This is a genomic window from Motilimonas sp. E26 (assembly GCF_021278025.1).
GTDB lineage: Bacteria > Pseudomonadota > Gammaproteobacteria > Enterobacterales > CBDFNC01 > Motilimonas.
This window is the reverse complement of sequence record NZ_JAIBHJ010000005.1, coordinates 153,971-179,424: the sequence shown is the minus strand read 5'-3', so window position 1 is coordinate 179,424 and position 25,454 is coordinate 153,971. Positions and strand designations below refer to the sequence as shown.

At 44.8% G+C, this 25,454-nt stretch carries 21 protein-coding genes; 9 read left to right on the top strand and 12 right to left on the bottom strand.

All coding sequences use genetic code 11. The features are described from left to right. Positions 1 to 34 precede the first annotated feature (34 nt). The 7 genes from K1M91_RS06585 (at position 35) to K1M91_RS06555 (ending at position 8,788) form a co-directional block, all read left to right on the top strand. Positions 35 to 1,963 carry an XrtA/PEP-CTERM system amidotransferase gene (locus K1M91_RS06585; protein WP_232800802.1) on the top strand — a complete coding sequence of 643 codons (1,929 nt, stop codon included), beginning with the start codon at positions 35 to 37 and terminating at the stop codon, positions 1,961 to 1,963. Positions 1,964 to 1,971: 8 nt separating this feature from the next. Then, positions 1,972 to 3,207: a TIGR04063 family PEP-CTERM/XrtA system glycosyltransferase gene (locus K1M91_RS06580; protein ID WP_232800800.1), complete on the top strand. Its 1,236-nt coding sequence runs from the start codon at positions 1,972 to 1,974 to the stop codon at positions 3,205 to 3,207. Then, complete coding sequence (locus K1M91_RS06575) at positions 3,188 to 4,516, top strand: glycosyltransferase (protein ID WP_232800798.1); 1,329 nt, start codon at positions 3,188 to 3,190, stop codon at positions 4,514 to 4,516. The genes K1M91_RS06580 and K1M91_RS06575 overlap by 20 nt, the downstream gene beginning before the upstream one ends. Continuing rightward, entirely contained in the window at positions 4,517 to 5,338 is an 822-nt protein-coding gene (locus K1M91_RS06570) for a sulfotransferase domain-containing protein (RefSeq protein ID WP_232800796.1), read from the top strand. A gap of 46 nt (positions 5,339 to 5,384) precedes the next feature. Then, the gene (locus tag K1M91_RS06565; protein WP_232800794.1) at positions 5,385 to 6,740 is read left to right on the top strand and encodes a phenylacetate--CoA ligase family protein; all 1,356 of its coding nucleotides are present in this window, start codon (positions 5,385 to 5,387) and stop codon (positions 6,738 to 6,740) included. Further along, entirely contained in the window at positions 6,733 to 8,037 is a 1,305-nt protein-coding gene (locus K1M91_RS06560) for a putative O-glycosylation ligase, exosortase A system-associated (RefSeq protein WP_232800792.1), read from the top strand. Before K1M91_RS06565 ends, K1M91_RS06560 begins: the two co-directional genes overlap by 8 nt. Positions 8,038 to 8,455: 418 nt before the next feature. After that, entirely contained in the window at positions 8,456 to 8,788 is a 333-nt protein-coding gene (locus K1M91_RS06555) for an SMR family transporter (protein WP_232800790.1), read from the top strand. Between the two features lie 159 nt (positions 8,789 to 8,947). Here K1M91_RS06555 and K1M91_RS06550 read toward each other — a convergent pair whose 3' ends face one another. After that, the gene (locus tag K1M91_RS06550) at positions 8,948 to 9,898 is read right to left on the bottom strand and encodes a sulfotransferase (protein WP_232800788.1); all 951 of its coding nucleotides are present in this window, start codon (positions 9,896 to 9,898) and stop codon (positions 8,948 to 8,950) included. 261 nt (positions 9,899 to 10,159) lie between these two features. Here K1M91_RS06550 and K1M91_RS06545 point away from each other — a divergent pair, with 261 nt between their 5' ends. Beyond that, positions 10,160 to 11,086 (top strand): glycosyltransferase family 2 protein, encoded by a 927-nt coding sequence (locus tag K1M91_RS06545; protein WP_232800786.1) that lies wholly within the window; start codon positions 10,160 to 10,162, stop codon positions 11,084 to 11,086. Further along, entirely contained in the window at positions 11,083 to 13,110 is a 2,028-nt protein-coding gene (locus tag K1M91_RS06540) for a sulfatase-like hydrolase/transferase (protein WP_232800784.1), read from the top strand. The genes K1M91_RS06545 and K1M91_RS06540 overlap by 4 nt, the downstream gene beginning before the upstream one ends. A gap of 12 nt (positions 13,111 to 13,122) precedes the next feature. Here the strand turns inward: K1M91_RS06540 and K1M91_RS06535 are convergent, their stop codons facing one another. From K1M91_RS06535 to K1M91_RS06485, 11 genes are read right to left on the bottom strand one after another with little or no spacing between them, the layout of a single operon-like run. Further along, positions 13,123 to 14,322, bottom strand: a complete 1,200-nt coding sequence (locus tag K1M91_RS06535; RefSeq protein ID WP_232800782.1) for a hypothetical protein — start codon at positions 14,320 to 14,322, stop codon at positions 13,123 to 13,125. 53 nt (positions 14,323 to 14,375) lie between these two features. Then, positions 14,376 to 15,308 (bottom strand): glycosyltransferase, encoded by a 933-nt coding sequence (locus tag K1M91_RS06530; protein ID WP_232800780.1) that lies wholly within the window; start codon positions 15,306 to 15,308, stop codon positions 14,376 to 14,378. 1 nt (position 15,309) lies between these two features. Continuing rightward, positions 15,310 to 16,230: a glycosyltransferase family 2 protein gene (locus K1M91_RS06525; protein ID WP_232800778.1), complete on the bottom strand. Its 921-nt coding sequence runs from the start codon at positions 16,228 to 16,230 to the stop codon at positions 15,310 to 15,312. After that, positions 16,227 to 17,012 (bottom strand): polysaccharide deacetylase family protein, encoded by a 786-nt coding sequence (locus tag K1M91_RS06520; RefSeq protein ID WP_232800776.1) that lies wholly within the window; start codon positions 17,010 to 17,012, stop codon positions 16,227 to 16,229. The genes K1M91_RS06525 and K1M91_RS06520 overlap by 4 nt, the downstream gene beginning before the upstream one ends. Positions 17,013 to 17,016: 4 nt before the next feature. Continuing rightward, positions 17,017 to 18,522, bottom strand: a complete 1,506-nt coding sequence (locus K1M91_RS06515) for a lipopolysaccharide biosynthesis protein (protein WP_232800774.1) — start codon at positions 18,520 to 18,522, stop codon at positions 17,017 to 17,019. Between the two features lie 49 nt (positions 18,523 to 18,571). After that, the gene (locus K1M91_RS06510) at positions 18,572 to 19,177 is read right to left on the bottom strand and encodes a hypothetical protein (RefSeq protein ID WP_232800772.1); all 606 of its coding nucleotides are present in this window, start codon (positions 19,175 to 19,177) and stop codon (positions 18,572 to 18,574) included. 1 nt (position 19,178) lies between these two features. Beyond that, positions 19,179 to 20,321: a glycosyltransferase family 4 protein gene (locus tag K1M91_RS06505; protein WP_232800770.1), complete on the bottom strand. Its 1,143-nt coding sequence runs from the start codon at positions 20,319 to 20,321 to the stop codon at positions 19,179 to 19,181. 2 nt (positions 20,322 to 20,323) lie between these two features. Continuing rightward, positions 20,324 to 21,328 (bottom strand): glycosyltransferase, encoded by a 1,005-nt coding sequence (locus K1M91_RS06500; RefSeq protein ID WP_232800768.1) that lies wholly within the window; start codon positions 21,326 to 21,328, stop codon positions 20,324 to 20,326. Continuing rightward, positions 21,321 to 22,256: a sulfotransferase gene (locus K1M91_RS06495; protein ID WP_232800766.1), complete on the bottom strand. Its 936-nt coding sequence runs from the start codon at positions 22,254 to 22,256 to the stop codon at positions 21,321 to 21,323. Before K1M91_RS06495 ends, K1M91_RS06500 begins: the two co-directional genes overlap by 8 nt. 43 nt (positions 22,257 to 22,299) lie before the next feature. Further along, positions 22,300 to 23,535, bottom strand: a complete 1,236-nt coding sequence (locus tag K1M91_RS06490; RefSeq protein WP_232800764.1) for a hypothetical protein — start codon at positions 23,533 to 23,535, stop codon at positions 22,300 to 22,302. Continuing rightward, positions 23,532 to 25,340 (bottom strand): asparagine synthase-related protein, encoded by a 1,809-nt coding sequence (locus K1M91_RS06485; RefSeq protein ID WP_232800762.1) that lies wholly within the window; start codon positions 25,338 to 25,340, stop codon positions 23,532 to 23,534. Before K1M91_RS06485 ends, K1M91_RS06490 begins: the two co-directional genes overlap by 4 nt. Positions 25,341 to 25,454 lie beyond the last annotated feature (114 nt).

The following is a 25,454-nucleotide window of genomic DNA, read 5'->3' as shown; positions in this document are numbered from 1 at the left end:
TAAGCATTAGTAGCAAGCTTAGTCTGGAGGCGGTATGTGCGGAATAGCAGGGATATTTGATTCACAAGGTTGTGGTGATGTCGATCCGCAATTAATTAGAGCCATGAACCAAGCTCAATTCCATCGCGGTCCTGATGAAGGCGGCGTTTATTTCGCTTCGGCTATCGGTTTAGGCCACCGGCGTCTGTCGATTATTGATGTGGCATCTGGGCAGCAACCAATGGTTAGCGCCGATCAGCAAGCATGTTTGGTGTTTAACGGTGAAATTTATAACCATCAGCTATTACGTGAAGAGTTAATCAAACTTGGCTGTTGCTTTAGCACCCACAGTGACACGGAAGTGATTTTACAAGGCTGGCTAGTTTGGGGCGCGGGGGTTGTCCCGAAGTTAAGAGGGATGTTTGCTTTTGCCATATGGGACCAAACGCGGCAACAGTTATTTTTAGCCCGAGATAGACTGGGTATTAAGCCGCTGTATTATTCTATGCTAGCCTCTGGCGAACTGGTGTTTGGCAGTGAACTAAAAGCGTTACAAGTGCATCCAGGTTTATCTCGTGAGCTTTGTCCTGAAGCCATCTCGGACTATTTTTCCTTGGGTTATATTCCAGAGCCTAAAACTATTTTTAATCAGGTATACAAATTACGCCCAGGTCATACCTTAACCGTTTCTGTTGGGCAAAATTTGCCGCAGTCAAAGCAATATTGGGATGTATCTTTTGCTCATCAACATGAGCCAAAACAAGCCGCTGAGCTGTTGGTCGAAAAGCTCAAACAAGCGGTCGATATTCGTTTGGTGGCAGAGGTACCCTTGGGAGCTTTTTTGTCGGGCGGTGTCGATTCTAGTGCGGTGGTTGCGATGATGGCTGAGTTGCAGGATGAGCCCGTTAACACTTGTGCTATAGGTTTTGATGTGGCCGATTTTAATGAAACCGAGTTTGCCGAAATGGTGGCGCAACGTTATCAAACCACCCATCAAGTTTCGACTATCGCGGCAGATGATTTTGCCTTGCTTGATAAACTGGCTTATTTTTATGATGAGCCATTTGCTGATAGCTCGGCGATGCCGACTTATCGAGTCTGCGAGTTGGCGAAAAAAACCGTCACCGTAGCACTTTCTGGTGATGGCGGTGATGAGCTTTTCGCCGGTTATCGTCGCTATCAGTGGCATATGCATGAAGAAAAAATTCGCCGTCTTGTCCCCGATGTTGCGCGAAAGCCCGTGTTTTCACTGCTGGGAAAAGTGTATCCAAAAGCGGATTGGGCGCCAAAATTCTTGCGCGCAAAAACTACCTTCCAGGCGATTGCTCGCGACACGATAGAAGGCTACTTCCACAATTTTTCTATCTTTACCGAAGCGCAAAAAGCCTTGCTATTTAGTGATGAACTTAAGGCGTCATTGGGTGATTACCGGAGTATTAGCGTGTTCAATGAGCACTACGAAAACTTCGATGGCAATGACCCTTTATCTTTGGTGCAATATTTAGATCTGAAAACCTACCTGCCGGGCGACATTCTCACTAAGGTTGATCGCGTTAGCATGGCTCATGCTTTAGAAGTGCGAGTGCCTATCTTAGACCATGAATTTGTCGAATGGAGTGCCAGTTTACCGGCCAAGACCAAACTGGCGAATGGGGTGTCGAAGGCTATTTTGAAAACTGCACTCGAGCCTCATTTACCACATGATGTACTTTACCGACAAAAAATGGGTTTTGCCGTGCCTTTGTGCCGTTGGTTTCGTGGGCCCCTTAACAGTAAGTTGAAAGCAGCCCTTTTTGATGGCCATATTGCCCAAAGTCATTTATTTAATCTGACTTATATACAACAGCTGTTTGAGCAGCATAGCTCAGGGCTAAGAGATCACAGTGCTGCACTTTGGGCATTACTGATGTTTGAAGCCTTTTTAAAAAAACAACTTAGCAATGCCAGTAATGAAATTACTGAGTCTGTCGAGTCAGTTGCTTAGGAGTCTTTATGCGCATTCTTCATGTCCTAGATCATTCGGTGCCACTACATAGCGGCTATAGCTTTCGCACCTTAGCTATTTTGCAGCAACAACGAGCTCGGGGCTGGCAAACTTTTCACTTAACCTCAGCAAAACAAGGGCCCAGGTTAGATTGGCAAGAAATGAACACAGACTTAGTTTTTATGCGCAGTCCCTACTTGGCTTGGATGATGAAGGTGCCGGTGTTGCAGCAGTTATTTACTTTGCTGAGCTTAAAATGGGCTTTAAGCAAAGCGGTAAAGCAAGTTGAGCCCGATGTTATTCATGCTCATTCTTCCGCTTTAAATGGCTTAGTCGGTTTGTGGCAAGCAAGAACAAGTGGTTTGCCGTTGGTTTACGAAGTGCGCGCCTTTTGGGAGGATGCGGCCGTTGACCATGGTACTGCTGTAGAAAATGGCTTGCGCTATAAGCTGACCAAGGCGTTGGAAACCTTTGTACTTAAACATGCCCATGCTGTAACAACCATCTGCCAAGGCTTAAAAAGTGACATGGAAAGTCGGGGCATTGCGGCAGACAAAATCACCTTAATTCCCAATGCAGTGGATATCGACAAGTTCACACCATTAACTAAGCGAGACCAAGCGCTAGAGCAACAGCTTAATCTTGGCGATAAAAAGGTGTTAGGTTTTCTCGGCTCTTTCTACGCTTATGAGGGCTTGAACTTGCTGGTCGAAGCACTGAGTCACACGGCGTTACAAGAGCAAAATGTGTGCCTCTTGTTAGTTGGTGGCGGCCCGCAAGAGTCTGCCTTAAAGCAGCAAGTGGCAAAGTTAGGGTTAGAAGATAAAGTCATTTTTGTTGGCCGGGTCAACCACGATCAGGTATCACGTTATTACAGTTTAGTTGATGTGTTGGTTTATCCGCGTATTGGCATGAGACTGACCGAAACTGTAACGCCTCTTAAACCTTTAGAGGCCATGGCGCAAAGTAAACTCGTAGTGGCTTCCGATGTTGGCGGACATCATGAACTTATTCGCGATGGTGAAACGGGCTATTTGTTTAAACAAGGTAGCGTACCCGATTTAGCCGAAACCTTGGCTCGGGTGTTGAATAGTCCTGAAACTTGGCCTCATATCTGGCAACAAGGCCTACATTTTGTCCAGCATGAACGCAATTGGGCTGCTAGTGTCGCCAATTACGTGGATGTATATCAAGCCCAACCACAACAAATGGGGGAGCTAATAGATGGTAAACCCTCCCACTGAATCCATCATTGATACAGTTAGCACTGGTCGCGATGATGTTGATCCCCCTGTGCGTCAGCCTAGCCGTAGTGTTGATAAGCCAAGTTTGATGGTGCTAAGTTCATTATTTCCCAGTCAGTGTCGCCCCTCGGCAGGCTTATTTATTCAAGAGCGCATGTTTCGTGTCGCCACGGAGCTGCCTTTATTTGTGGTTAGCCCTGTGCCTTGGTTTCCCTTGCAATCTGCGATTCAATATTTTGTGCCTCATTATCGGATTGGGCCTGCGGCATATGAAGTGCAAACGGCGCCTGATGGCGCTCTTATTGATGTTTATTACCCTCGATTTATTGCCTTGCCGGGGGTCGGTCGCTGTTTTGATGGGTTAATGATGGCACTTGCGGTTTATCGTTTTTGTCGGCGTCGACCTGAGCTGCAGTTTGATATTATCGATAGTCATTTTAGTTACCCTGAAGGCGTGGCTGCTGGGGTGCTATCACGCATTTTGCATAAGCCGAATACTATTACCATGCGGGGGACAGAAGTGCCTCATAGTCGTGGTTTTTTTACTTCGCGTTGGATGCGCTGGGCATGGCAGCAAGCGGAACAAATTTTTGCTGTATCTGATTCGCTAAAGCAAATTGCGCGACAGCAAGGCATCCCCGAAGGGAAAATAACGGTGGTGGGTAATGGCGTTGATAGCCAAACATTTTTTCCTATTAATAAGTCTCAAGCTCGTGCCGCCTTAGGGCTTAAGTCGTCTGATAAAGTGCTGATCACCGTGGCTGGTTTAGTGCCTCGAAAAGGGTTTCACCAAGTGATAAAAGCGTTGCCGCTATTGCCTGACGACGTTAAATATTTGATTGTTGGCGGCGCCAGTGCAGAAGGTGACTATCAAGGGCAGCTTGAGCAATTGGTTCGTGATCTTGAGCTGAGTGAGAGGGTGTTATTTTTAGGGGCAAAACCTAAGGCAGAATTACACAAAATCCTCAGTGCAGCCGATGTCTTTGTATTGGCCAGTGCGAATGAAGGGTGGGCTAATGTGATTTTAGAAGCAATGGCTTGCCGGCTACCTGTGGTAGCGAGTGATGTCGGTGGCAATAGTGAAGTGATTGCTAATCAGCAACTCGGTTTGATTTATACCTACGGAGATGCCAATGCTTTACTACATAGTATTGAGCAAGCCCTGAGTGACCAATGGGATCATGATGGGATCCAAACTTACGCGCAACAAAATAGTTGGGATCTGCGCGTGGAACAACTACTGCATCATTTTATGGCGCTAGATCGAGAAAGACTCGCGTCTCTTCGTTCAAGTCGCGAGGTTAGCTAAATGAGCATGCGCAAAGTAATAGAGAAAACTCAGCAAGGACAGCAGCAGCTGGTCAAACATTTAGTGCAGCACGTAAGGGCAACAGATTCGGAGCGAACGATTTTGGTGGCGGGTTGCCAGCGGTCGGGCACGAATATGTTGATGGATATTCTTGATTTGAGTTTAGCTACCGACGTTTTTCATGAACGTGATAACAGGGCGTTTGACCAATACCAAATGCGCGATATGTTGGTCATTAAGCAATTACAAAAACAAAGCAGAGCCCCAGTATTTGTATTAAAAACTTTATGTGAACTCGAGCTGTTGCCAGAATTGGCGCAAGAACTTGCACCCGCTAAAATTCTTTGGATTTATCGAGATTTTCATGATGTCGTTAACTCAATGTTGAAATCTTTTAGCAACCAAAGTCAGCAGGTTCATCGTCTAATAACGGGTCATGATGATTCTTGGTGGGGGCGAGGGTTGTCACCAGGCTCATTAGCATTATTGCGTTCATTGGTGACTCCAGATCTAACCGATACGGATGCTGCGGCGTTGCAGTGGTATGTACGCAATATTATGTTTTTTGAATCTGCCTTGGAAGGTGAGCAAAACGTAAAATTAATTAAGTACGAGCAGTTAGTTGCAGAGCCTCAATCAATATTAAAACAAACCCTTGATTTTGTTGATCTACCATTGGGAAATAAAATGACTAATTATATTTTTAGTGGATCGATAAGTAAGCATGCTGCGCCGAGTTTTAGCCCCGAAATAGAGCAATTGTGTCTATCATTATTAAGTAGGTTAGATTCCTCAAGTGCACGGATAAATTACCAAGGGTAGCCCATTGGGATAGCCCTCAGGGATACCTTGATCCAAGGAGAAAGGCATGTATACCAAATTGGTTTCGTCAGTACTGTTTCCTTTACACGAACAATTGAAGCGACATAGTAGTGTTGCTTTACGGCGTGAGTTGGAATCGAGCCAGTGGTTTAATACTGATAAGCTCGCTGCGATCCAATTATATAAACTCAACCAATTTATGCTGAGTATTGGCCAGCATGTGCCTTACTACCGAGGATTATTTGCCGACCTTGGTGTGGTTCCAGGCCAGTTTAAATCCGTCACTGAAATCGCTCAGCTGCCTTTGCTCGATAAAGCAACGATCCGCAACGCAGGGCCATTACTTCAGGCCGATAATGCTGGCCCACTCAGCCTGTTCAATACTGGTGGTTCAAGTGGCCAACCTTTGCAATTTATGGTCGGCAAGCAAAGAAAAAGTCATGATATTGCTGCCAAATGGCGAGCAACGCGCTGGTGGGATGTTGATATCGGTGACAAAGAATTAGTGGTATGGGGCTCGCCCATTGAGTTAAAAGCTCAAGACCGGATGAAACAGTTTCGAGATACTTTATTTCGCAGTCAGTTACTCCCCGCTTTTGCCATGTCAGAGCAACATTTAAAGGGCTATATTGACGATATTCGCCGCTTTTCCCCAACGATGTTGTTTGGTTACCCGTCTTCGCTGTCTTTGATTGCGCGCTATGCCAAGCTACATAACATCACTCTGTCTGACTTAGGAATAAAAGTTGCGTTTGTAACCTCAGAACGTTTGTTTGAAAATCAAAAAACGTTGATTTCAGAAGTGTTTGCTTGTCCCGTTGCCAATGGTTACGGAGGTCGTGATGCGGGGTTTATCGCTCATCAATGTCCTCATGGTGGGATGCATATTTCGGCAGAAGACATCATAGTTGAAATTATCGATAAGCTTGGTAATCCGCTACCCGCGGGGGAAGTCGGGGAGGTTGTTGTTACCCATTTGGCTACCGCAGAATTTCCCTTTGTACGTTATCGTACCGGGGATTTGGCTTGTTTAGCAACTGACCCATGTCCGTGTGGTCGCCATTTACCTTTACTTGAAAGCATTGAAGGCCGTACCACTGATTTTATCATTGCTGCCGATGGCACCACTATGCATGCGTTGTCCCTTATCTATGTACTACGTGAATTGTCTAATGTGGCAGAGTTCAAAATTATTCAAGAATCTCAGTTCCACACGCGACTGTTGTTGGTGATGCAGTCGGATGTGGATAATGCCAGCATCGATTTTATTCGTCGTAATTTTCATCAACGCCTAGGCGACATACAGCTTGATATTGAGTTTGTTACACAAATTCCACGTGAGAAATCAGGTAAGTTTAAATACGTAGAAAGCAAAGTAGGGGTCACTTGGGATTATGCGTGATATCGCCCTCAGCTTAGTTTATCTCGGTTTAATTCCCTTTTGTTTAAAACGGCCAATGTGGGCTATTTTGGTTTGGTCTTGGCTGAGCTATATGAATCCTCATCGCTTAGTCTATGGCTTTGCTTATTCATTGCCGTTTGCGCAAACGACTGCAATATTAATGTTGATTGCATTACTCGTTAGTAAAGAAAAATTTACTATGCCTTGGAAAGACGCGAAGGTTTGGGTGTTATTACTGTTTATTTTGTGCATGGTGATCAGTACATTTAATGCCTTTTACCCTAATGTTGCTTGGCTCCAATTTGAAAAAGTAATGAAAATTCAAGTGATGGTGTTTGCGAGCCTCTATATTTTGACCAGCTACAAAGACTTGAAAGCGCTGGTTTGGGTTATTGTCATGTCAATTGGGTTTTATGGTGTTAAAGGGGGGATCTTTACCATTTCAACAGGCGGTGTTTATCGCGTGCAAGGGCCGGCAGATACATTTTTCTACGGTAACAATGAAGTCGGGTTAGCCATTTTAATTATTATTCCGCTGGTGCGTTTTTTGGCGGTTGAAGCATCACAAAAATGGATGAAGATCAGTTTAAATTTAATGGCATTTTTGTGCATTTTTGCGGTCGTGGGTACGCACTCTCGCGGGGCATTAGTGGGTGGTGTGGTCATGGCTGCTTTTCTTTGTTTGAAGAGTAAGCGACCCTTGTTGTCCCTCTGTTCCACTTTGTTAGTCGGCGCGTTATTAATTAATTTTGTGCCTAAAGAGTGGACCGAAAGGATGAATACCATTGAGACCTTTGAGGAAGATAAATCAGCCATGGGCCGGATCAATGCCTGGCAAATGGCGTCGAACTTATCGAGTCAAAATGTAATGGGTGGTGGCTTTGAAGCATTTCAACGTCAGTCTTTTTATTTGTATGCGCCTGAGCCTAACATGGTTCATGACGCCCATAGTATTTATTTTGAAGTGCTGGGTGAGCATGGTTTCATCGCATTATTCTTCTTTTTACTGCTATGGTTTTTAGCTTGGCGTTCGGCACAAAGTGTTATTAAATCAACGAATAAAGCCCCTCCAGGCTCGGAACTTGCTTCCATCAACCAGTTGATGCGCCATGTTCAGGTCTCTTTTATTGCTTACCTTTCTGGGGGGGCGTTTTTGGGTATGGCTTACTTCGATTTACCTTATCACCTGCTATGTATCATAGTGATAGCTAATGTTCTTACCCAGCAAGCTCCTGTTGCTGAGCCCGAAACTGAAGCGGCCATCAAACCAAATGTAAAACCGCATTTCTATAACTGACTACTAGGGGCGGTTTATCTTTCGTGATGTTTTTGCAGCGAATTGTTGGTTATTTGTACAAAATGTTCGTTGTGGCCAGCACCTTTTTGGCCAGCACCTTTGTGACATAGTGAACTACGCGAAAAGGCGATAACGCAGTAGAAATACCCAACAAACGCTGGCGCTGAGGTTTCAGTAAAAGCGTTTTTCTCTTTGTTGAGCAGTATTTGCTTAGAATGCTAGGCTACACACTGCCCGCCGCGATAAAAACGCTTTTAGACAAGGAGTTCCCTATCGAACAAAAATTAACCACCAAAGATAAACTGCCCTAGGGTCATTTAGCTTAAGAGTTGCCCACACATTTTCTTATTTTACAAGACTACACATATTTTACCCCTCTAGGTAACATGCTCTTTGGTTTTTACTCTGGTGCATTTAAATGAAAAATTGGTTGTTTCTTGCAGTTGCTATTGTTGCTGAGGTACTCGCGACATCTGGCTTGAAGGCCAGCGAGGGGTTTACAAAACTCTGGCCAAGTTTGTTGGTGGTTTTGGGATACGCCATCGCTTTTTACTTTCTTTCACTGTCTCTTAAAGCTATTCCTGTTGGTATTGCTTATGCAATTTGGGCTGGAATGGGGATAGTGTTGATTTCTGTTGCGGGTTGGTTGATTTATGGGCAAAAGCTGGACTTTGCCAGTATGGTAGGCATGGCCCTGATTGTTGCTGGTGTCGTGGTTCTCAATGTGTTTTCTAAAGCGAGCGTGCACTAAGGGCCTTAGTTTAAATCAGCCGTACAGGCTACATTTCGTTTTCAGGGATGAAAAGCCAAAGCCTATCAGGACATATTCACAGCAGTTTACAGGCAAACATACTATTTGCTGCTCCAGTTATTAACACAGACTTATCATGTCGAATACGACGCAATACCGTCAACTTAAATGGCTTTTCTTAATTTTACTATGACTGGGTTGCAGTAATGTTTTGAGGTAGTTTTCTAATTTGTATAGCGGTTTATAAAGGGCCGCTGGCGCGTCTAAGTTGCCTTGAGTGGTGTAGTTAAAGTAATTTAAGTTTTCGTGACAAACTTGGTTGAACAATGCAATGTCGCGATTGGTCATTTTACTCATCCACTTATTGGCATTTTTATTGTCAATATCGGCGGCCAATTTTGGGGTTTGTAATTCGTTTGGCTGGCTGGATTTAACTTTAAAATTATTAATGACATCGGGATGGAAATCTTGGCCGATGAAGTTAAGGGCCTCGGTGAGAATTTGGCTTGGCTGCGCGATTAGGTCTTCATAATTTAGCGTGATGATGCGATCGCTATATTCTGAATTGAGGGCTGAGCGGAGTGGCTCTAAATAGTAGTTCCAATGCTTGGCGGCGGTGTAAACATTGTGAACACCAAAATCATGGCAACGATCTATCATTGATAAGGCGACATCGCGGCCATCTCGTACGATGGCAATAAATTTGGCATCGGGAAAATGGCGCGCTAGTAATGGAATGTGACGAATATAATAGGGCGTTTTTTCTCCCCAAACTGACTTGCCTTCGCCTCGCGCATTGAGTTGATACAGGGCGTCAATAAACTCTGCCATGGAGTGGTAATCTCGTTGATTGAGCTCTTCCTCCACTTGGGCTATATCGGCTGGTAAACCATGTAAGTCCGTGTCAAAAAAATCGATATTAAAGTGTCTGATATCATTAAGTAGACTGGTAATATCTTGGCGAGTTTTGGGCGATGAGAATCCCTTTAACAGAGGAACAAAGAAGTGGGACTCACCCGTAGGGATTGAGATGTTAGGGTGGCTGCGAAGCATGAATTGCAACAAGGTTGTGCCCGAGCGTGGTGGGCCAATAATAAAGAATTTGTTCATTATCTCTTCCCTGAAGTGCAAATATCCTACTATGACTCTAGTCGAGAGCACGTTAAGCAGCAAGGTTCGGTGTTGCTTTGTACAGCTTCACTTAGCTTGCTCTTTTCCCCTTTTTTACGCGCTAAGCTAAAAATTCACCACTATACTTAAGCCGAGTCTTGGGTAAGCAATACTAAGGTGACTTAACCTTAATAACAGATAGCGTTAGGAATATGCTTGTTACGGCTGTTGGCTTGGGCTTTTTCATAAGGAGGGTGGATCTTGTTAAATAAGCTATGTGTTGTTATTTGTAGCCATCAACGCCAAATACTGCTGCAAAAAACCCTCGACTATCTCAATCAAGCGCAGCGACCCTTGCTTGAATTGCAAATTTGCGTGGTCGCCAATGCCTGTAGTGATGGCACTCAGCAGATGTTGGAGCGATACCATCAAGACCATCCTGGGAGTATTAAACTTATTTGGTTGGACGAACCACGCGCGGGTAAATCTATTGCCCTTAATCTTGCGTTAGCGCATCTGCCCGATTGGCATATTGCTTTGGTGGATGATGATCATCGGGTGGACAGTCAATACTTAGTGCAAATTGAGCAGGCCTTGTTAGCTTGGCCTAACGCCGACTTGATTTGTGGTCGCATCGTACCCGATTGGGATGGTTCTGAGCCCAATTGGGTGCATTTAAAAAGTGATTATGCGATTTATCCTTTGCCGATTCCAGATTACTCTCTGGGCGCTAAGCCGCTAGTGTTAGCGAATCAGCATCGCTTACCGGGTGGTGGAAATTTAGTGTTACGGCAAGGTTTATTTGCCAAAGTAGGTGGTTTTTCCGAAGATTTAGGCCCGACCGGACACAACTTATGTGGTGGTGAGGATGGTGAGTTCGTCAGTCGAGTAATGGCACATCAAGGCATTATTCAATACACCCCTGAGATAGTGCAATTCCATTATGTTGATCCTGAACGTTTACGGCTTACTTATTTGTTATCTAAGGCTTTTCAGCGTTCTTGCTCGGTGGTGATGCTGTCGTCGCCGTTATCCAGTCCGATCCCTAAATATTTGTGGCGTAAGCTATTAAGCTATTTGTTCCACATACTATTTTCATTGCATTGGCCTAAAACCCGCTTCTACATGATGCGCTGCGCTGCTGTGGCGGGTGAAATGTGTGGCTACTATCGGCAGCGTCGAGAATGAGCTGCCTTATACTGGTTATGTTATTGAAGGCTGCAGCCATTCCTGCTGCGCTGGCAAGTTGTGGGTTGCTGCTGCTTAGTGTGCAAGATAGCGCTTACTCGGGGCCTAAAGTAAAAGCGGAAATAACCCAACACTTTTCACTGTATTTTGTTGCTGTGATGTTGCGTTTAAGCAGTTGGAGTTTTCTTATTTTCTTTTGGTTGGGGATGGCGGGGGCATTAATTGGTTTCAGTTTGCTACAGGTATCGGTTAGGGAGTTGAATTTTACAGCTTTAATGGCATCCGCCGGATTAATGATTTTGCTCGGCTGTGGCTTTCAATTTTGTTATCGCTTGCTGATCAAGCCCGGCGCTATATTAATTACGTCGAGTTACAGTATGGCGCGCTTAATCCCGTTATGGCGGCGTTTAAGTATCAGTCGACTGCGCTGGGTTGCGTTGCTATTTGTTGGCTCTTGCTGTTGGCTAGCTTGGCAAACCAGCTTGCTATTGGCCGATGTGGCTCTTAGCTACATATTGCTATGTTGTTTGCTTGCCTTGCCGGTGTTAATTGCTTATTGGCCAGCACTGTGTTTCCCTGCGCGATGCTGGCCCGTTGCGGCTGGGCAGCAGGCCAAAATGAATGTGATTACCTTAGGCTGTGATACCTTACGAGCGGATTGTTTAGGCATTGATGGCTGTGAACGGCAGTTATCGCCAGCCATTGATACCTTAGCGAAGCATAGTTGCTACTATTCACGCTGTTATACGCCTATCCCGCGTACCGCACCGTCACTGGCCTCTTGGTTTACCGGAACCTACCCTGATAAGCACGGCGTTAAAACAAACTTTGTTTCTGATGAGACGGCCAAGCTTAAAGTCAGTGATTTGGCGTCAGAATTGGGCCGTGCTGGTTATCAGACCGCGGTGTTTACCGATTGGACCGGTTCCGATTTCAAAAAAATGGCGATGGGGTTTGATAAAATTCAAGCGCCTGATGATCAATGGAATTTGAAATACTTGCTGCGTCAAGGGCCTAAACATTTTCGTATGTTACTGGCTCTTTTTTCACAGAACCGCTTATTTAAACGGTGTTTGCCGGAGTTGTATTATTTACCTGGCGTGCCTTTAAATCAGGCGGTGACTCAAGATGTCTGTCATTGGTTAGCTTGTGAGCGCAAGCCGGACCAGCCGTTTTTTCTCAATATGTTTATTGGCGCCACGCATCCTCCGTTTAGCTGTGAATATCCCTATTACAGTGCTTATGGTTCGGCTGAATATTTGGGTAATTCAAAATTTGGCATGTGTAAGCTGAATGAGCCTGAAGATATTATTCGCAGCCAAAAAGAGCCTGAGTCTGCGTTTGATTTATCACAGATATTGCACCTTTATGATGGTTGCGTACGCTGTTTTGACGATCAAGTACGCCGAATAAAACAGCAATTAGATCAGCTTGGCTTAACGGAAAACACCTTGTTGGTGATATACAGTGACCACGGCATCGATTTTTTTGAGCGCAATTGCTGGGGCCAAGGTAATGATATTTTTGGTACGGCCAGTGCTCGAGTGCCATTGCTTATTTTTGATCCTCGCCAGCCACAGCCAGAATATAACCAGCAACTTTGCAGCAGTGTCGACTTGATGCCTTCGTTATTGAGTTTACTGGATTTGCCTATTCCCACTTCGGTACAAGGACGAGTGCTACAGCAGCATATTGAGCAGAGCTGTGTTTATTATGAAACGGGACTTTGGCTAGCGCCGCCACCGGCCATGCCTGAACAGCATTTGCGTTATCCTGAGTTGACTGAGTTATTGGAAATTCCCGATAAACAAACAGGTACGTTGGCAATCAAATTGCAATATCAACTAGCGGTCGAGCAAGCTCGGGATAAAATGTTGTTACATCAAGATTGGGCGTTGGCACGTTTAGCCATGAACTCAGGTTATCAGTATCAGTTATATAACTTTGTCAGCGATCCGAGCTTTACTACGAATTTAGCGTCGCAACACCCCGAGTTAGTTAACAAGTTACAATCGATGTTGTAACTAAAATGTATTTTATGCCCGCTTTATCTTTTGGCTTATTTTATCGGTTAATGAGCGTTTATCGAGGGCGCAGTCCATTAAAAATTTCCCTAAGTCGTGATGGCTAGGGGCAAAATATTCGGCTAATTTTTGATAGCGGACTTGGTCATTGCTGCTTTCTTTTAATTGTGTGAGTAAATTCGATTCAGCTTGTTGGCGCTGACTTTTTTGTTGCAGCCATAACTGGGCTGCAATGGCGATCAGCTCGGACTCCGATAAGTGCACCTGAGGGGCTTGCTCAGGGTAGCGTGCAAAATCGAGTGTAAACATGGTATGTCCGCCAAACCAAGTGTCGGCAACATGAGCATTGGATGCTGCAAACTGTTGATAATAGGCTTTTGCTTCAGCACGAGGTGGCAGTGCGGCTGGGCCACTAAAAAGGGCTTCCATTGCTTCTAGTATCCCAAAGCGGTCGGGGTTTAATTGGTTGTTTACATACATAGGCAAGAACTGATTGAACTGTTGTAAAAAATGTTGTCCTTTGGCGTCGAGGGATTCGTTTTGCATTAGGGTTTGCTGGCACAATTGAAAATCTATTTCATAACGCTGGCAAAAATCATAGATAAGATCGCCCTTGGCTAATTTAGTCGGGCAAAAAATAGCGGGCTCTATGTGGGCATAGCCAAATACTTTGGACCATTTTTCTAGCAACAATGCGTAATTAAAAAAGGCATCTTGTGGATCTTCAGGGCAAAAATAGTTTTGTCTCGGTTCGTTATATTTGAGCTTAGTACTATATAAACTAACAGCAAGTTGATCTTGACGCCGAAGGTAAACGCTAACAGCGATTTCTGAAAAGAGTGGTTCGAGTAACTCTTTTAGGCGTTGAATTTCATTCTCGCGAGTGAGTCTTGAATGGCAGTGTTCGTTAGAAAAAATAACCGTATGAATACCTTGTTGCGCAGCGTGTTTTATCTCTTGTTTAAGTTCATGTTGAAAGGTTGCGCGCCATTGTTGGCGCTTGCTTAGTTCTTGTAATCCGCGATAAATGTAAGCATCGTCCTGTTTGTCATCATCAAGGGCATAGGTGTACAACTTTAGGTGGTTTTCATCACCAGGAGAGCGTGCATACAGTATGCCTTGTTGGCTTAACACTTGTCGGTTGTTGCTGAAAAAATGCTGTAGAGAAGTGGTGCCCGTTTTTTCAGTACCGATGTGCAAAATGGCTTTCATATTAGCTCCTGCTGTATTTTGTACGATCTTTTTGAGCGCCAATTATTGTCATTTCAGCTGCTATTTTTGGCTCGGTAGCCTTTAAGCATGCCTAAGGTATGGCAGGCGTTCATCCATTGCCGCAATGCTTCAGGTTGGCCTTTTAATTGTATAATCAAACTATGCCAACTCTGTTTAAGTACTTGAATAAATAAGAAGCCGGGAATGCCAAACAAGGTCTTGCCTTGATACTCAGCTTGGTTGAACTTGGCTTGTTTATAGCCACAGCGATAATGTAATTTTAGGAAATATAGGCGCTTTACGCGCCAAGCTTCAATATGATGTTGCACTTGCATTTGAGGCTCATAGCGTATTCTAATATTGGGTAATGCTAGGCATTGCTTAAATAACTGCATGTCTTCACCGCCGCCAATATCACTGCCGATACGATTGAATCTGGGATCGAATCTTAAGTTTGCATGGTCGCGAAATAGGGACATGTCATAAGCAATGTTAGCTGTCCACAGTGCAGATGTTGTATCTGTTATTACAAATGCTTCTTCGCCATAATCTACCGCCGCTAAGAAAGGTAAATACATATCAGTCAGCCATTTGGGTCTGGGGCAATCAAGCTCCAATATGACTTTTCCGCCCACAATATTAAAGCCATCTTGGTAAATCGATTTGCTGGCGGCCTCAATTAATCCTGGTAAGGGCAGCTCGTCATCATCAATGAATATCATCACGCCTTTATTTAAGCATTCTTTAATCGCACGGTTACGAGCGAAGGTTATGCCCTGCTGGGTTTCGGTTACCACTTTGAGCTCTGCACCCGGTAAATTTTGTAATTCACTGAGAACTTCTAAGGTGTTGTCCTGGCTGTTGTTATTGACGGCTAAAATATCAAAGGGGACGCTACAGGTTTGCGCTCTAATAGAGGCAAGTAATTTGGGCAGCCGCCAAGCGCGATTGTAGGTACAAAAAGCCAGTGTGACTGATGCCGTCATATTAATGCCCTCGTTTTAAAGCCAGTAGCTGCTGATGCAGTCGAATAGGTAGCCAGCTAGGTAACATATAAAGCCATTGTTTTATTTTGCCGTAGCGTCGTTTCATCAATTGACGAAATACTTGGCGGGCAGCATTTAAGTCACCTTGCCAATAGGCTGTCATGGCTTGTGTATATAAGTGGCCCTCACTGAGCTGGGTTAATAGCCCTTGGCCCAGTTCATTGACAAGTTCGGGATGTTGCTTGAAGTAATCTTGTTGGATCTGAAAATGATCGAGTAAGATTTGCGCTCGATTATCGGTTTGTTGGCCATGTGAATGGTGAACGTAATAAGCGAGTACTTCAGGCACTCTGACGATGTCGCGATTAAGAGTTAGACGTAGCCATAGCGCAAAGTCTTCACAGGTTCGATAGTGAGTGTTAAACATACCATTTTCAATTACCAGCTCGCGATTAACCATCACGCCATGGATTGGCCAACGAGTGCTTTGGATAAGCTTTAATTTTTTATCTGGCATGGCTTGGTAATCGGGCGGTACAAAAGGTTCGCCTTGTTGGGTGCCCACGTTTTGCCAGCCACAATAAGCAAAATCTTGTTGCTCCCTTTCGAGCGCTTGGCTCATCTTTTGTAAAAAGTCATTACGCCAGCGATCATCTGCATCTAGAAAGCACAGGTATTGCCCTTTTGCTTGGCTAATGCCGTAATTACGTGCACTTGGTGCCCCCTGATTGGTTTGAGTCAACAGTAGAATTCGAGGCTCTTGGGTCATTAATTGCTGTGCGATCGTTGGGCTGCTATCGGTTGAGCCGTCGTTAATCAAGATTAATTCGAAATCGGTTAAGCTTTGCGCCAACACTGAATTGACGCTTTCAATTAAGGTTTTTTCGGCATTGAACACAGGCATGATCACCGACACTATCATGAGGCCACCTTGGTTTTTAAAATGCGCGAGGCATAGTAACCCGCGACGTCAAACCAGCTCATTTTATTACTTATAAATGTCAGCTTACGTAGCAACGTAGGGGCGCAATCATTGGCGAAAACGGTGATACGAGGGATCGTCAGTGGTTGAGTATGGGGTTGCACAGCGCCTGCACGCGTGGTGCAAGCGTACTCAAATCCAGCCGCAGCCAGTTGTTCCTCATGATGCTGTTGATAGCGGCCAAAGGGGTAAGCAAAACTATTAACGGCTTTGCCTAGCTGCTGCTCCAAATCATCTTTACAGTTGTTTATTTGTTGTTGCGACTGCGAAGCTGAAAGGCGAGTTAAATCAAGATGGTGGCAAGTGTGGCCACCAATTTCCCAACCTTGTTCATCAAGCTTTTGCAATTGTTGGGGCGAGAGCAATGGCTTAGGATTCGGGCTCCATTGACTCACAGCAGGCGCGGCACGAGTGACCATAAATAAGGTAGCCGGAAATTGATACTCAGTGAGTGCCGGTAACGCATTGGTTAAATTATCAAGGTAGCCATCATCAAAGGTAATCGCAATTTGCAGGCCTTGGCTATCTCGGGTTGTCATTAACGTATTAAGGGTGACAACTTGGCTATTTAGCTGAGCTAATAAAGCGAGATGCTGCTTAAATTGGGCGAGTGTGCTGTCGTATTGGGTGGCTTGCTGCGATAGTGTTGGCACGCTGTGATACATCAGCACTATCTTACGTGGGCGATCTAAAAGATTAGCGGCAAATAGTGGGTTAATCATCCGGCTATCCTTTCATGTTGCAGCCAATGGCGAATTTCGTTTTATATTTTTTAATGGCGAGTTTTGCTGCCATCAAAAATCTGCTTCGTTCTGCAGCAATTGCAGTAGAAGGCAGAGTAAAAAACAAAATTAGTGCCAATAATGGTGAGCAGACTAAACAAAGGATAAAGCCAGAGGGCGTGTTGACATCCATGTTAGCCATATTCATCCCTTTTAAGAGTAGAAGAGAAAGGCCCAAATAGCCGAGTAAAAAAACAAAAACACCACTCAGTTGGCGTAACCACTGTTGCAGCGATAAATTTACTAAAGGCAGGGCATAGCTTTGTGCTCTCACTAAGTTATAAGCACTGGCAGCAACTAATGCATAACACAAGCTGCTGAGATCTCTTTGCCAAAACGCAATACAATAAATACCCAGTAAAATAATAATCTCTATATTTATTCTCATGTCTTTTAGCAGTTTTGCTTTGCTAGAAAGCACGGTACTGGCAGGGTTTATCATTAAGCGGATAAAGCCACTCCAAGCAAGGATGCCCAGTAGCTCGCCTGATATTGCCCAGTTTTCACCAAAGACGAGAGAGATAAACGGCTTAGACAGGAGTGCAAGGCTAATGTAGATGGGGCCAATATAAAGCAATAACACACTACAAACTTTGATAAAGAGATCTTGATAGGCTTGGGGTTGATCCCGGAGTTCCGACATGCGGCGAAAGTTAGGTTGTGCTAAAGCATTCACAAATACCATCAAAGGGGTTTCGGCTAAGCTATCGGCTTTGTTCATCAAGCCTAGAGAGCTAGGGCCTAACAAGCTGCCAACCAGAAAACGAGGGATTTGATTCCGAACGTAAAACAGTAAATTGTTGCCGGTAAAAGTAGCGCCAAAGTTGGCTAACTTGTTGACCGAAGCGCGCTTCAAACCAAGTCTTGGTATCCAGTGACTGCAGCGGGTGAGCAATGGAAATGAGATTAAGCTACTGACCAAACCGCCAATGATTAAGCTGTGGGGATTGCGGTAGACCAAAGCCAGTACCAAGCTAATGGTTGAACTGGCGATTAAAGTGATGATTTTAATTCGGGTAATGTGGTGATACTGATAATCACGTTGTAGCAGTACACCTTGAATATTGACCCAAGGTCGAGCGATGAAGGTGGCGGCCGCGAGCGGCATCAGACTGAGGTAAATATCTTGTTTAAAAAAATCAGCAAAGCTTGGGCTGACAGCGGTAAAAGCAGTAAAAAATCCTAAACCTGTTAGCAGTTGTATCGTAAAAACGGTGCGCCTGTCATCCTCTGTTATCTGGTGCTGACGTACGAGAGCTTGACCTAATCCACCTCCGACCAGCAAGGAGGCGAAGCCAGTAAATATTTGTACTGTGACGACTTGGCCAAAGTGTTCGGGTAATAAAATACGAGCCAGAGCAATGGAAAAACCAAACTCAATCACGCGGCAGCTTAAATTCCCTAGGGCAACCCAAGATGCGCTTTTGCGTAGAGTACTTGAAGAACTCATTAGTTAAGCCAACACTATCAAGAAATAAGCGTGCACTTTAGCTTGCCATTTACTGTGCGTTAGTGGCATGGGGCTGCTCGGTTTGTAAAGCTTGAATTCGATCTTGTCGTGGCTTGATCGTGCGAAGTTTAGGAGCGAGTTGTTTTACTTCATCTAATTTAGCTTGCGCTAAAGTGAACTCCCCAATTTCAGTATAAATATCCACTTCGAGCAACTGTGCTCTTATGTCTTTCGGTTTGTATGTTAGGGCATGCTGTAATGACTTTAAGGCGTCGTCATGGCGTTTATCGAAGTGTGCGATTTTAGCATTGAGTAAATAAGTGTCGTACCAAAGTGGGTACTGTTTACCAGCGTGCTCCATCATGTAATCAATATTGTTTTTTGCCCGATTGAGATAGTCTTGGCGCTCGCCAGCATGGGGGCTGGTATAAAAGCGATTTAAGTCGGCCAAGGCAAAGCAATGATGATGTATGTGTACAAAATCTTTGCCAATGACATTTTTCCAATACAAGGTGGTAGGGTGATCGGACTGTAGTCCAATCTTGGCTTTGCAATAGCCTGGCAGGGACGCCAGTTCATTCGCGTCGGGAGAGATGCTTTTTACCGCCGCCAGTGCGGAGCAAGAGAAAACTAATAAACACCAAAGCCATTTCATTTTATACCCCTTCAAGTTGTTGGGTTTGCTGCGCTACCTTTTCCCAGCTTAGTTCATCTAGTACTCGTTGATAGGCGTGACTGGCGAAAGATTGATGGTCTTGAAGTAAGCGGATCAGGGCTTGGCTTAATGCGGCAATATCCTCGCCATCAACATTTAGGCCGGTTTTTTCATGTAACACGGCGTTCGGCGGGCCGCCGACAATACCTGACAAAGACGTTTTACCGCAGGCCGCGGCTTCTATAAAGACCATGCCAAAGCCTTCGGTATCACCATTAATTTCTCGATTAGGCATAACGAAAATGTCACAGGCATTATACCAACGTGGTAGATCGTCAACGTTGACATGGCCAAGAAAACTAACTTGCTCTCTCACTTTTAATTCGTCGGCAAGCTGTTTGAGATAAGCCTCGTCTTCGCCGATTCCTATTATGGCATAACGTACATTGATGCCTTGTTCACGGAGTAATGGTAAGGCGCGAATCACATTATCAAAGCCTTTACGCCGACTGAGCCGACCAACAGAGAGTAATAACTGCTCTTTCGGTTGTAAGCCAATTTGCTGCTTTAAATCTTGGCAAGGCAACTTAGGTTTGAAGGTGCTGGTATCAACTCCTGGATGGATCAAGGTGATTTTTTCTTTGGCGATGCCAAGTTTTAATAGCTCTTCGCGAGTAAATTCACTGTTGGCAATAATGGTGTCGCAGTGTTGATAAACGTAGACCATGGCTTTAAATTTGTTTTTTTGTCGCCAGGTTGTGATCTCTTCGCCATGAGCATAAATGACACATGGAATGCGAAAGACTTTACTGCAGAGTAAGGCGATTGCGCCTTCGGGTAGTACGCGGCCAGCGTGTATGGCTCGACTGCGATAGTGTATGCAAACCCAGCAGCTGTGGAACAATAGGTTCAAGTACATCCAAAGTGACTCTGGTTTTAGCCAGCTTACTCGAGTGAGGCTGATGCGATGCACTGTGTTGGGGTGAGTACTATCATGTTGCGCAGCCCCTGCCACATCTGCGGTAATGATGTGATGCTCTTTACCGCCTAAGCGCCGATAAACTTGGTCAAACCAGACGGCGGTTCCGCCCTTGGTCGGTAAAAACAATTCACTTAACACTAGAATGCCTTTTTTTCTTGTCATGCTCAGCTCCCTATTGCCGATTTAGTAACAGATAGCAAATCACGCAATGTGACTTCGTGATGGCAATAGCCTCGGACAATATCTTTCAGTGCAGCCCAGCGAAGACCTTGATTGAGTTGGCAATAAGCCAAGTCTAAATAGGCTGAACGCAACGCAATTTTTACTCCAGCATGGATAGCGGGTTTGAAGGGCTCTTGAATTAATTTTTTGTAGGCGGCCAGTGTTTGTTGCTGGGCAAATAGAGGATTGGTGCGAGTTGCACTACTTGGGTGTACATAATATGCCGCTAGGGGTTGGGTCACAGCGCCAATATTGTGGCTGTGCTGGCAAAGGCGGATCAGCAGGCTAACATCTTCACATACCTTGAACTCAGTGGGGTAACCACCACTTTGTAAAAATAAGGTTTTACGCACACTGAGAGTGTGGGTATCACCGAAATGCTTACCGACAAAAAGGGTCAGGGCGTGTTCGTCAAAAGTTAGCTGAGTTTGACTTGGGTACTTGCCCAATAAATATTGGCCAGCTGGGGTTTGTGCTAAAGATCGCTTAATGGCATTGTCGCCATCAACCCAGTATTCAAAATCCCCCGTTAGGATATCTATGCTAGGTTGTTGCTGGAGCCATTCACCGTGTAATTGAAGACGGTCAGGGTAATACCAATCGTCGGCATCTAAAAAACACAGCCAATCTCCCCCAGATTTCGCCACGCCAAAATTTCGAGCTGCGGAAACGCCTTGATTTTCTTGGTAGTAGTAATGTACCTGGTGTGATGTAAATGCTTTGGCGATCTCGGCGCTGTCATCAGTCGACCCATCATCCACCAGAATAATTTCATAAGCAGGCCAGCTTTGCTGCAAGATAGAATGGATCGCTTTGGCTAAGGTTTCGGCTGCATTATAAAACGGCACTATCACTGAAAACTTAGGTTGGTATTGGGCGTCAGTGACAGTCTTGACTGTCTCTGATGATTTTTTGGTCGGGGCGAGGTTATCAAAGGGGTTACTCATAGCCAAGCTTCTGCATTAGTGGGGCAATGGTATCTTGGATGGACACTATCGCGTCGTAGTTACGTTTTTTCCATTTCTCTGGCTCGGGCTTACCTGAAACCATGCTGGTGGGCCTTGATGATAGTTGTTCACAGTGGCGTTGTATCTGCGGGTTGAAATTCAACTCAAGTTGCTGGCAAACGCGATTTATCTGTGCCACGGGTTGTGCAATAAATTGCTCATACTGCAGCTCAACCCATTGCTGAGGGGGAATGAGCTGCTTTGCTTCTAATGCTAAATTGTTGGCACTGAGCCATTGCATTGCACACACTTCGGCAAGGCTACTTTGATTGTAGTCACGCCATTGTGGTGGTAAAAAAAAGTGCCACTGATTGAATTCGCCATGCTCGATGTTGACTGGCTCAGGGCTTGCACCAAGAAATTGGTTGAGACCAAAGTGGTTGTGGTTACGCCATCCATCCATTAATGAGCTGATATTGTCACGCCCGTTACGGTATAAAAATACAAATTTGGCATTGGGAAATAGCTGATAAAGATAGGGTAAGCGCAAAATGTTGATACAGGTTTTATCTAAAATTTGGCCGTGGCTAAGTCGTTGGTAATAGTGTTTAAAATAAGCATTTCTATGAGCGGGTTGGGCGTCTTCTGCAGTGGCGGCTTCGGAATGCCATTGATTATGCTGAGGTCCGTGTAGCTTATGCCATAGTTGTGGGGTTTCATAGCCTAATGAGACCACTTCATTTGATTCGCCTAGTGTTTCAAAGGTGACCGTAGTGCCACTACGTGAGCAACCTATGATGAAAATTGGGTCAGGAGTGTTGGGTTGAGTGATTTGCCACCATTGACCTTTAAGCTCCTGCTTTAATGCTGTCAGGTTTTTATGCAGGTAGTCTGCGCTGGTGAGCTTGTGCAAGATGTTGCTGGCCATGGTGTCCGCGTCCTTGTGTCTACTAATGATTTTATTACTTTTTTTAGTTTGGTCTCGTTTTCTGGTTTTGGTGTTGCCACAAGTTAAAATCGGCTATTGGTTTCATCTGTATGATGAGCCAGCAGATAAAGTTCAGCCCAGTTAAAGTAGCAAGGTGGCGAAACTTTGGGAGCGTAAAAGCGCGATTTCGCCAGCACTGTAAGCGATGGCGCCAGTTATGGATCAGAAGTTTATCGGGATCATGTTGTGGCAAACGTACTAACTCGAGACTTGATAGGAAGCAACAATCTGGCCATGTTTTAATGGCTTGCTCCAATAGGTTTCGTATTTGGCTCAAGCTGTTTTGGCTGCCCTCTGGTGAATTAACAAAATTAAATCGATGGGTTTCAAATAGGCAGGGACGTGCCAATCCAATGCTGTTACACACTTTGTCTAGCGCTTCTTGCCATTGGTGACCAAATTCGGGCTCAAAATATTGGTTTCTTACTAAGTATGTTTGCCCTGTGGCAGAAGTTTGATGATTAACGATGCGTTTTTTGTCAGAACTAAAATGGCTATCAGTTCGTTTGATAAAGCGCTGTCCGGGTGTGATGATGGTATGAATACCATGACTGCGCCAACTGATTTCCACCTCTTCGCTCCAGACGAAAGTCGGTGGCACTACAACTTCAGGGGCAAAACCAAAACAACGTTTAAATAAGTCTACCTCTTGCTTTACCGCTACCGCAATGTCAGCAATGTTTAGCGCTGGGTTCCAGCGACTTTGTAGTGGCGATGGCAGTTTTTCGGTGTAGGCGCTATCATGTTCAAGCCATTCTTTTAATTCATTATTTTTCTGTATTCCCGAGAGTAGCTTACTTGGCCAATAATGCTCGCGACCATGTAATTGCAATGAAAATACACCCGCTTGCTGACCTTGTTTTAGGCTACTGAGAATATCGGAAAATTGCGGCAGACATAAGTCGAGGCCAGCATACTCTTGGTACTGACTCTGCTGAATTTTCTCAGCATCCGGAATGGATAAGACGGTGCCTATGGTCATATGAGCGCAATGGCCTCGATAGTCTCTAAATTCACTGAGTAGCTGCTGGATCTTATGCAGTGTTTGAGCGTGCTCGATTGGGCCCGGCCCCCAATCGTCACTTTCAAAGATAATAATGGGCTGCTTAATCATGGGCTCTAACCAAAACTGTCTCAGGGAGTGGCGGTAGCTAAGTAATAAAATTAGGTTACCCACTATTAGCCATAAAAATATAATTTCCAATGAAAGCAATATCATGCAGCAGCTTCCTTGTTGGTTTTTAGTTTCAGCTGTTGGTGTGCTTTTAGCCACAACCCCAGCATCATCAGGATCCAAATTAGCTCGCCATAGTATTCAGCATGCTCCTGTTGATGCAGTTGTTGAACTTGGCTGAGTAGCTGAGGCGAAAAAATATTAAGGCCAGAAAGCGTATTGATACCGGTGCTGGCTAAATCTTGCAGTGCTTGGTTTTCTTTGGTCCAAATACCAAAGGGTAAGCCAAAGCCATGTTTAGGTTTCTTTTGCAGCTCATGAGGCAGAAAGGTTCTAAAGCTTTGCTTGTAGAAATGACGCAGCTTTCCAAAGGGTAACTTCCACTGACTGGGGATGCGACAGCTAAGATCGACTACTTCACGGTCTAACATCGGGAAGCGAACGTCTATGTTTGCCAGTTGGCACATGCTACTCACTTTACGTAAGTCATTATCGGCTAAGGTATGTTTCCAATCGAGCCAGAGCATTCGGTTAAGTTGGCTGGCAGGCTCTGGTATATCAAACCAAGTTTGGTTCTGTTGTTCGGGCTGCTCTACATCCACTTGTGCTAAGAATTCAGGGGTGAAAAAATGCTCTGGGCCAAGGCGATGTATAAAGTTGTAGCTTTCTAATCGCGTCGGTAGCTTTATTTTGGCTTGGTTGAGATAGCTTTGTATTTTTTGCCCTAAGCGCCATTGCTTTAAAGTAGAAGATTGCAGTAACGGGTCGCATACGTTTTTTTGTATAGCCGTTGGTAGTTGTTGATAAATTTCAAAAATTTGCTGCTTGGCATAGCGGGCATTTCCGGCAAACAGCTCATCGCCGCCATCACCTGCTAATAGGGTGTTCATGCCATGCTGCTTAGCTAGGCGGGCACAAAAATAGGTGGGCACGACAGAGGAATTACCAAATGGCTCATCTTGCCATGCGGTGATCTTGTCGATCACGTCGGCGGTTTCATCGGCCTCGATTTTTAATTGCTGCATAGGGCTAGAAAAATGCTTCGCACATAGCTCAGCCCAAGGTAGTTCATTGTATTTTTCGACATGAAAGCCAATCGAAAAGCTTGGGCTATTGGCTTTTATTTGGTTGAGTAAGCCGGTAATGGTCGAGCTGTCTAAACCGCCACTTAAAAAGCTACCTACTTGCTCGGCAGACTCAGGTAGCTGGCGTTGTACGGCCTCTTGTAAGGTGGTGAATAACGCTTGTTGCAATTCCTGCTGACTTTGCTTTTTGTCTTCGCTGAATTGCGGGACAAAATATTGTTGGTGTGTGAGTTGGCCATCCCTAAAGCGCAGCATTTCACCAGGTTTTAGCTTGTAAATCCCTTTGAAGATCGTTTGCGGGCTAGGGATCATATGAAAGTAGAGGTAATTAAATATGGCTTGGTGATCAATAGCAGGGGCTTGCTGTAATTGCAGTAAGAGCATATTCATACTGGTGGCGAATATAAGTTGCTGCTCTACTTGGGTGTAATAAATACACTGGCTAGCGAATGGATCGCTGGCGACAATAGATTGCTTGGTATCGCTATAAACTAAAGCAAAGCGCCCGTTAAGTTGATTGAGCGCCTGTTGCGGTGACTGTATAAACTGATGGCTGAATTGTTGCTGTGCGCTTGGCTGGGTTAATGCCGTTTGCAGCCACTTTGGGTGGCCTATTAAGCAGTAAAAACCAAGTTGGTTTGAAGTAAAGCTTAATTCAGGTTGCTGGGTGGCAAGGCTTAGGTTGGGCCTATCAATCAGGGTTAATTGCCGTGCTTGGTTAACCCGAATCTTGGGGGACCCTGAAATGCCAACCATTGCATCCATGCGCGTTTTCCTGCCAAATTGAACGTTTTTTAAGTGTAGTCAAAAATAAATTTGTTAGGGTAAATCTGTTTATTTTCATACTTTAGGTGGTAAGGAATAAGTGACTTTTTGTTG

Excerpts from the sequence above, each read along its gene's own strand:
- K1M91_RS06555 (WP_232800790.1), top strand. The coding sequence starts at position 8,456 with ATGAAAAATTGGTTGTTTCTTGCAGTTGCTATTGTTGCTGAGGTACTC.
- K1M91_RS06485 (WP_232800762.1), bottom strand. The coding sequence starts at position 25,340 with ATGGATGCAATGGTTGGCATTTCAGGGTCCCCCAAGATTCGGGTTAAC.
- K1M91_RS06550 (WP_232800788.1), bottom strand. The coding sequence starts at position 9,898 with ATGAACAAATTCTTTATTATTGGCCCACCACGCTCGGGCACAACCTTG.
- K1M91_RS06525 (WP_232800778.1), bottom strand. The coding sequence starts at position 16,230 with ATGATAGTGTCGGTGATCATGCCTGTGTTCAATGCCGAAAAAACCTTA.
- K1M91_RS06515 (WP_232800774.1), bottom strand. The coding sequence starts at position 18,522 with ATGAGTTCTTCAAGTACTCTACGCAAAAGCGCATCTTGGGTTGCCCTA.
- K1M91_RS06510 (WP_232800772.1), bottom strand. The coding sequence starts at position 19,177 with ATGAAATGGCTTTGGTGTTTATTAGTTTTCTCTTGCTCCGCACTGGCG.
- K1M91_RS06535 (WP_232800782.1), bottom strand. The coding sequence starts at position 14,322 with ATGAAAGCCATTTTGCACATCGGTACTGAAAAAACGGGCACCACTTCT.
- K1M91_RS06560 (WP_232800792.1), top strand. The coding sequence starts at position 6,733 with ATGCGTGATATCGCCCTCAGCTTAGTTTATCTCGGTTTAATTCCCTTT.
- K1M91_RS06530 (WP_232800780.1), bottom strand. The coding sequence starts at position 15,308 with ATGACGGCATCAGTCACACTGGCTTTTTGTACCTACAATCGCGCTTGG.
- K1M91_RS06500 (WP_232800768.1), bottom strand. The coding sequence starts at position 21,328 with ATGAGTAACCCCTTTGATAACCTCGCCCCGACCAAAAAATCATCAGAG.
- K1M91_RS06490 (WP_232800764.1), bottom strand. The coding sequence starts at position 23,535 with ATGATATTGCTTTCATTGGAAATTATATTTTTATGGCTAATAGTGGGT.
- K1M91_RS06570 (WP_232800796.1), top strand. The coding sequence starts at position 4,517 with ATGAGCATGCGCAAAGTAATAGAGAAAACTCAGCAAGGACAGCAGCAG.
- K1M91_RS06575 (WP_232800798.1), top strand. The coding sequence starts at position 3,188 with ATGGTAAACCCTCCCACTGAATCCATCATTGATACAGTTAGCACTGGT.
- K1M91_RS06580 (WP_232800800.1), top strand. The coding sequence starts at position 1,972 with ATGCGCATTCTTCATGTCCTAGATCATTCGGTGCCACTACATAGCGGC.
- K1M91_RS06495 (WP_232800766.1), bottom strand. The coding sequence starts at position 22,256 with ATGGCCAGCAACATCTTGCACAAGCTCACCAGCGCAGACTACCTGCAT.
- K1M91_RS06540 (WP_232800784.1), top strand. The coding sequence starts at position 11,083 with ATGAGCTGCCTTATACTGGTTATGTTATTGAAGGCTGCAGCCATTCCT.
- K1M91_RS06505 (WP_232800770.1), bottom strand. The coding sequence starts at position 20,321 with ATGACAAGAAAAAAAGGCATTCTAGTGTTAAGTGAATTGTTTTTACCG.
- K1M91_RS06565 (WP_232800794.1), top strand. The coding sequence starts at position 5,385 with ATGTATACCAAATTGGTTTCGTCAGTACTGTTTCCTTTACACGAACAA.
- K1M91_RS06520 (WP_232800776.1), bottom strand. The coding sequence starts at position 17,012 with ATGATTAACCCACTATTTGCCGCTAATCTTTTAGATCGCCCACGTAAG.
- K1M91_RS06585 (WP_232800802.1), top strand. The coding sequence starts at position 35 with ATGTGCGGAATAGCAGGGATATTTGATTCACAAGGTTGTGGTGATGTC.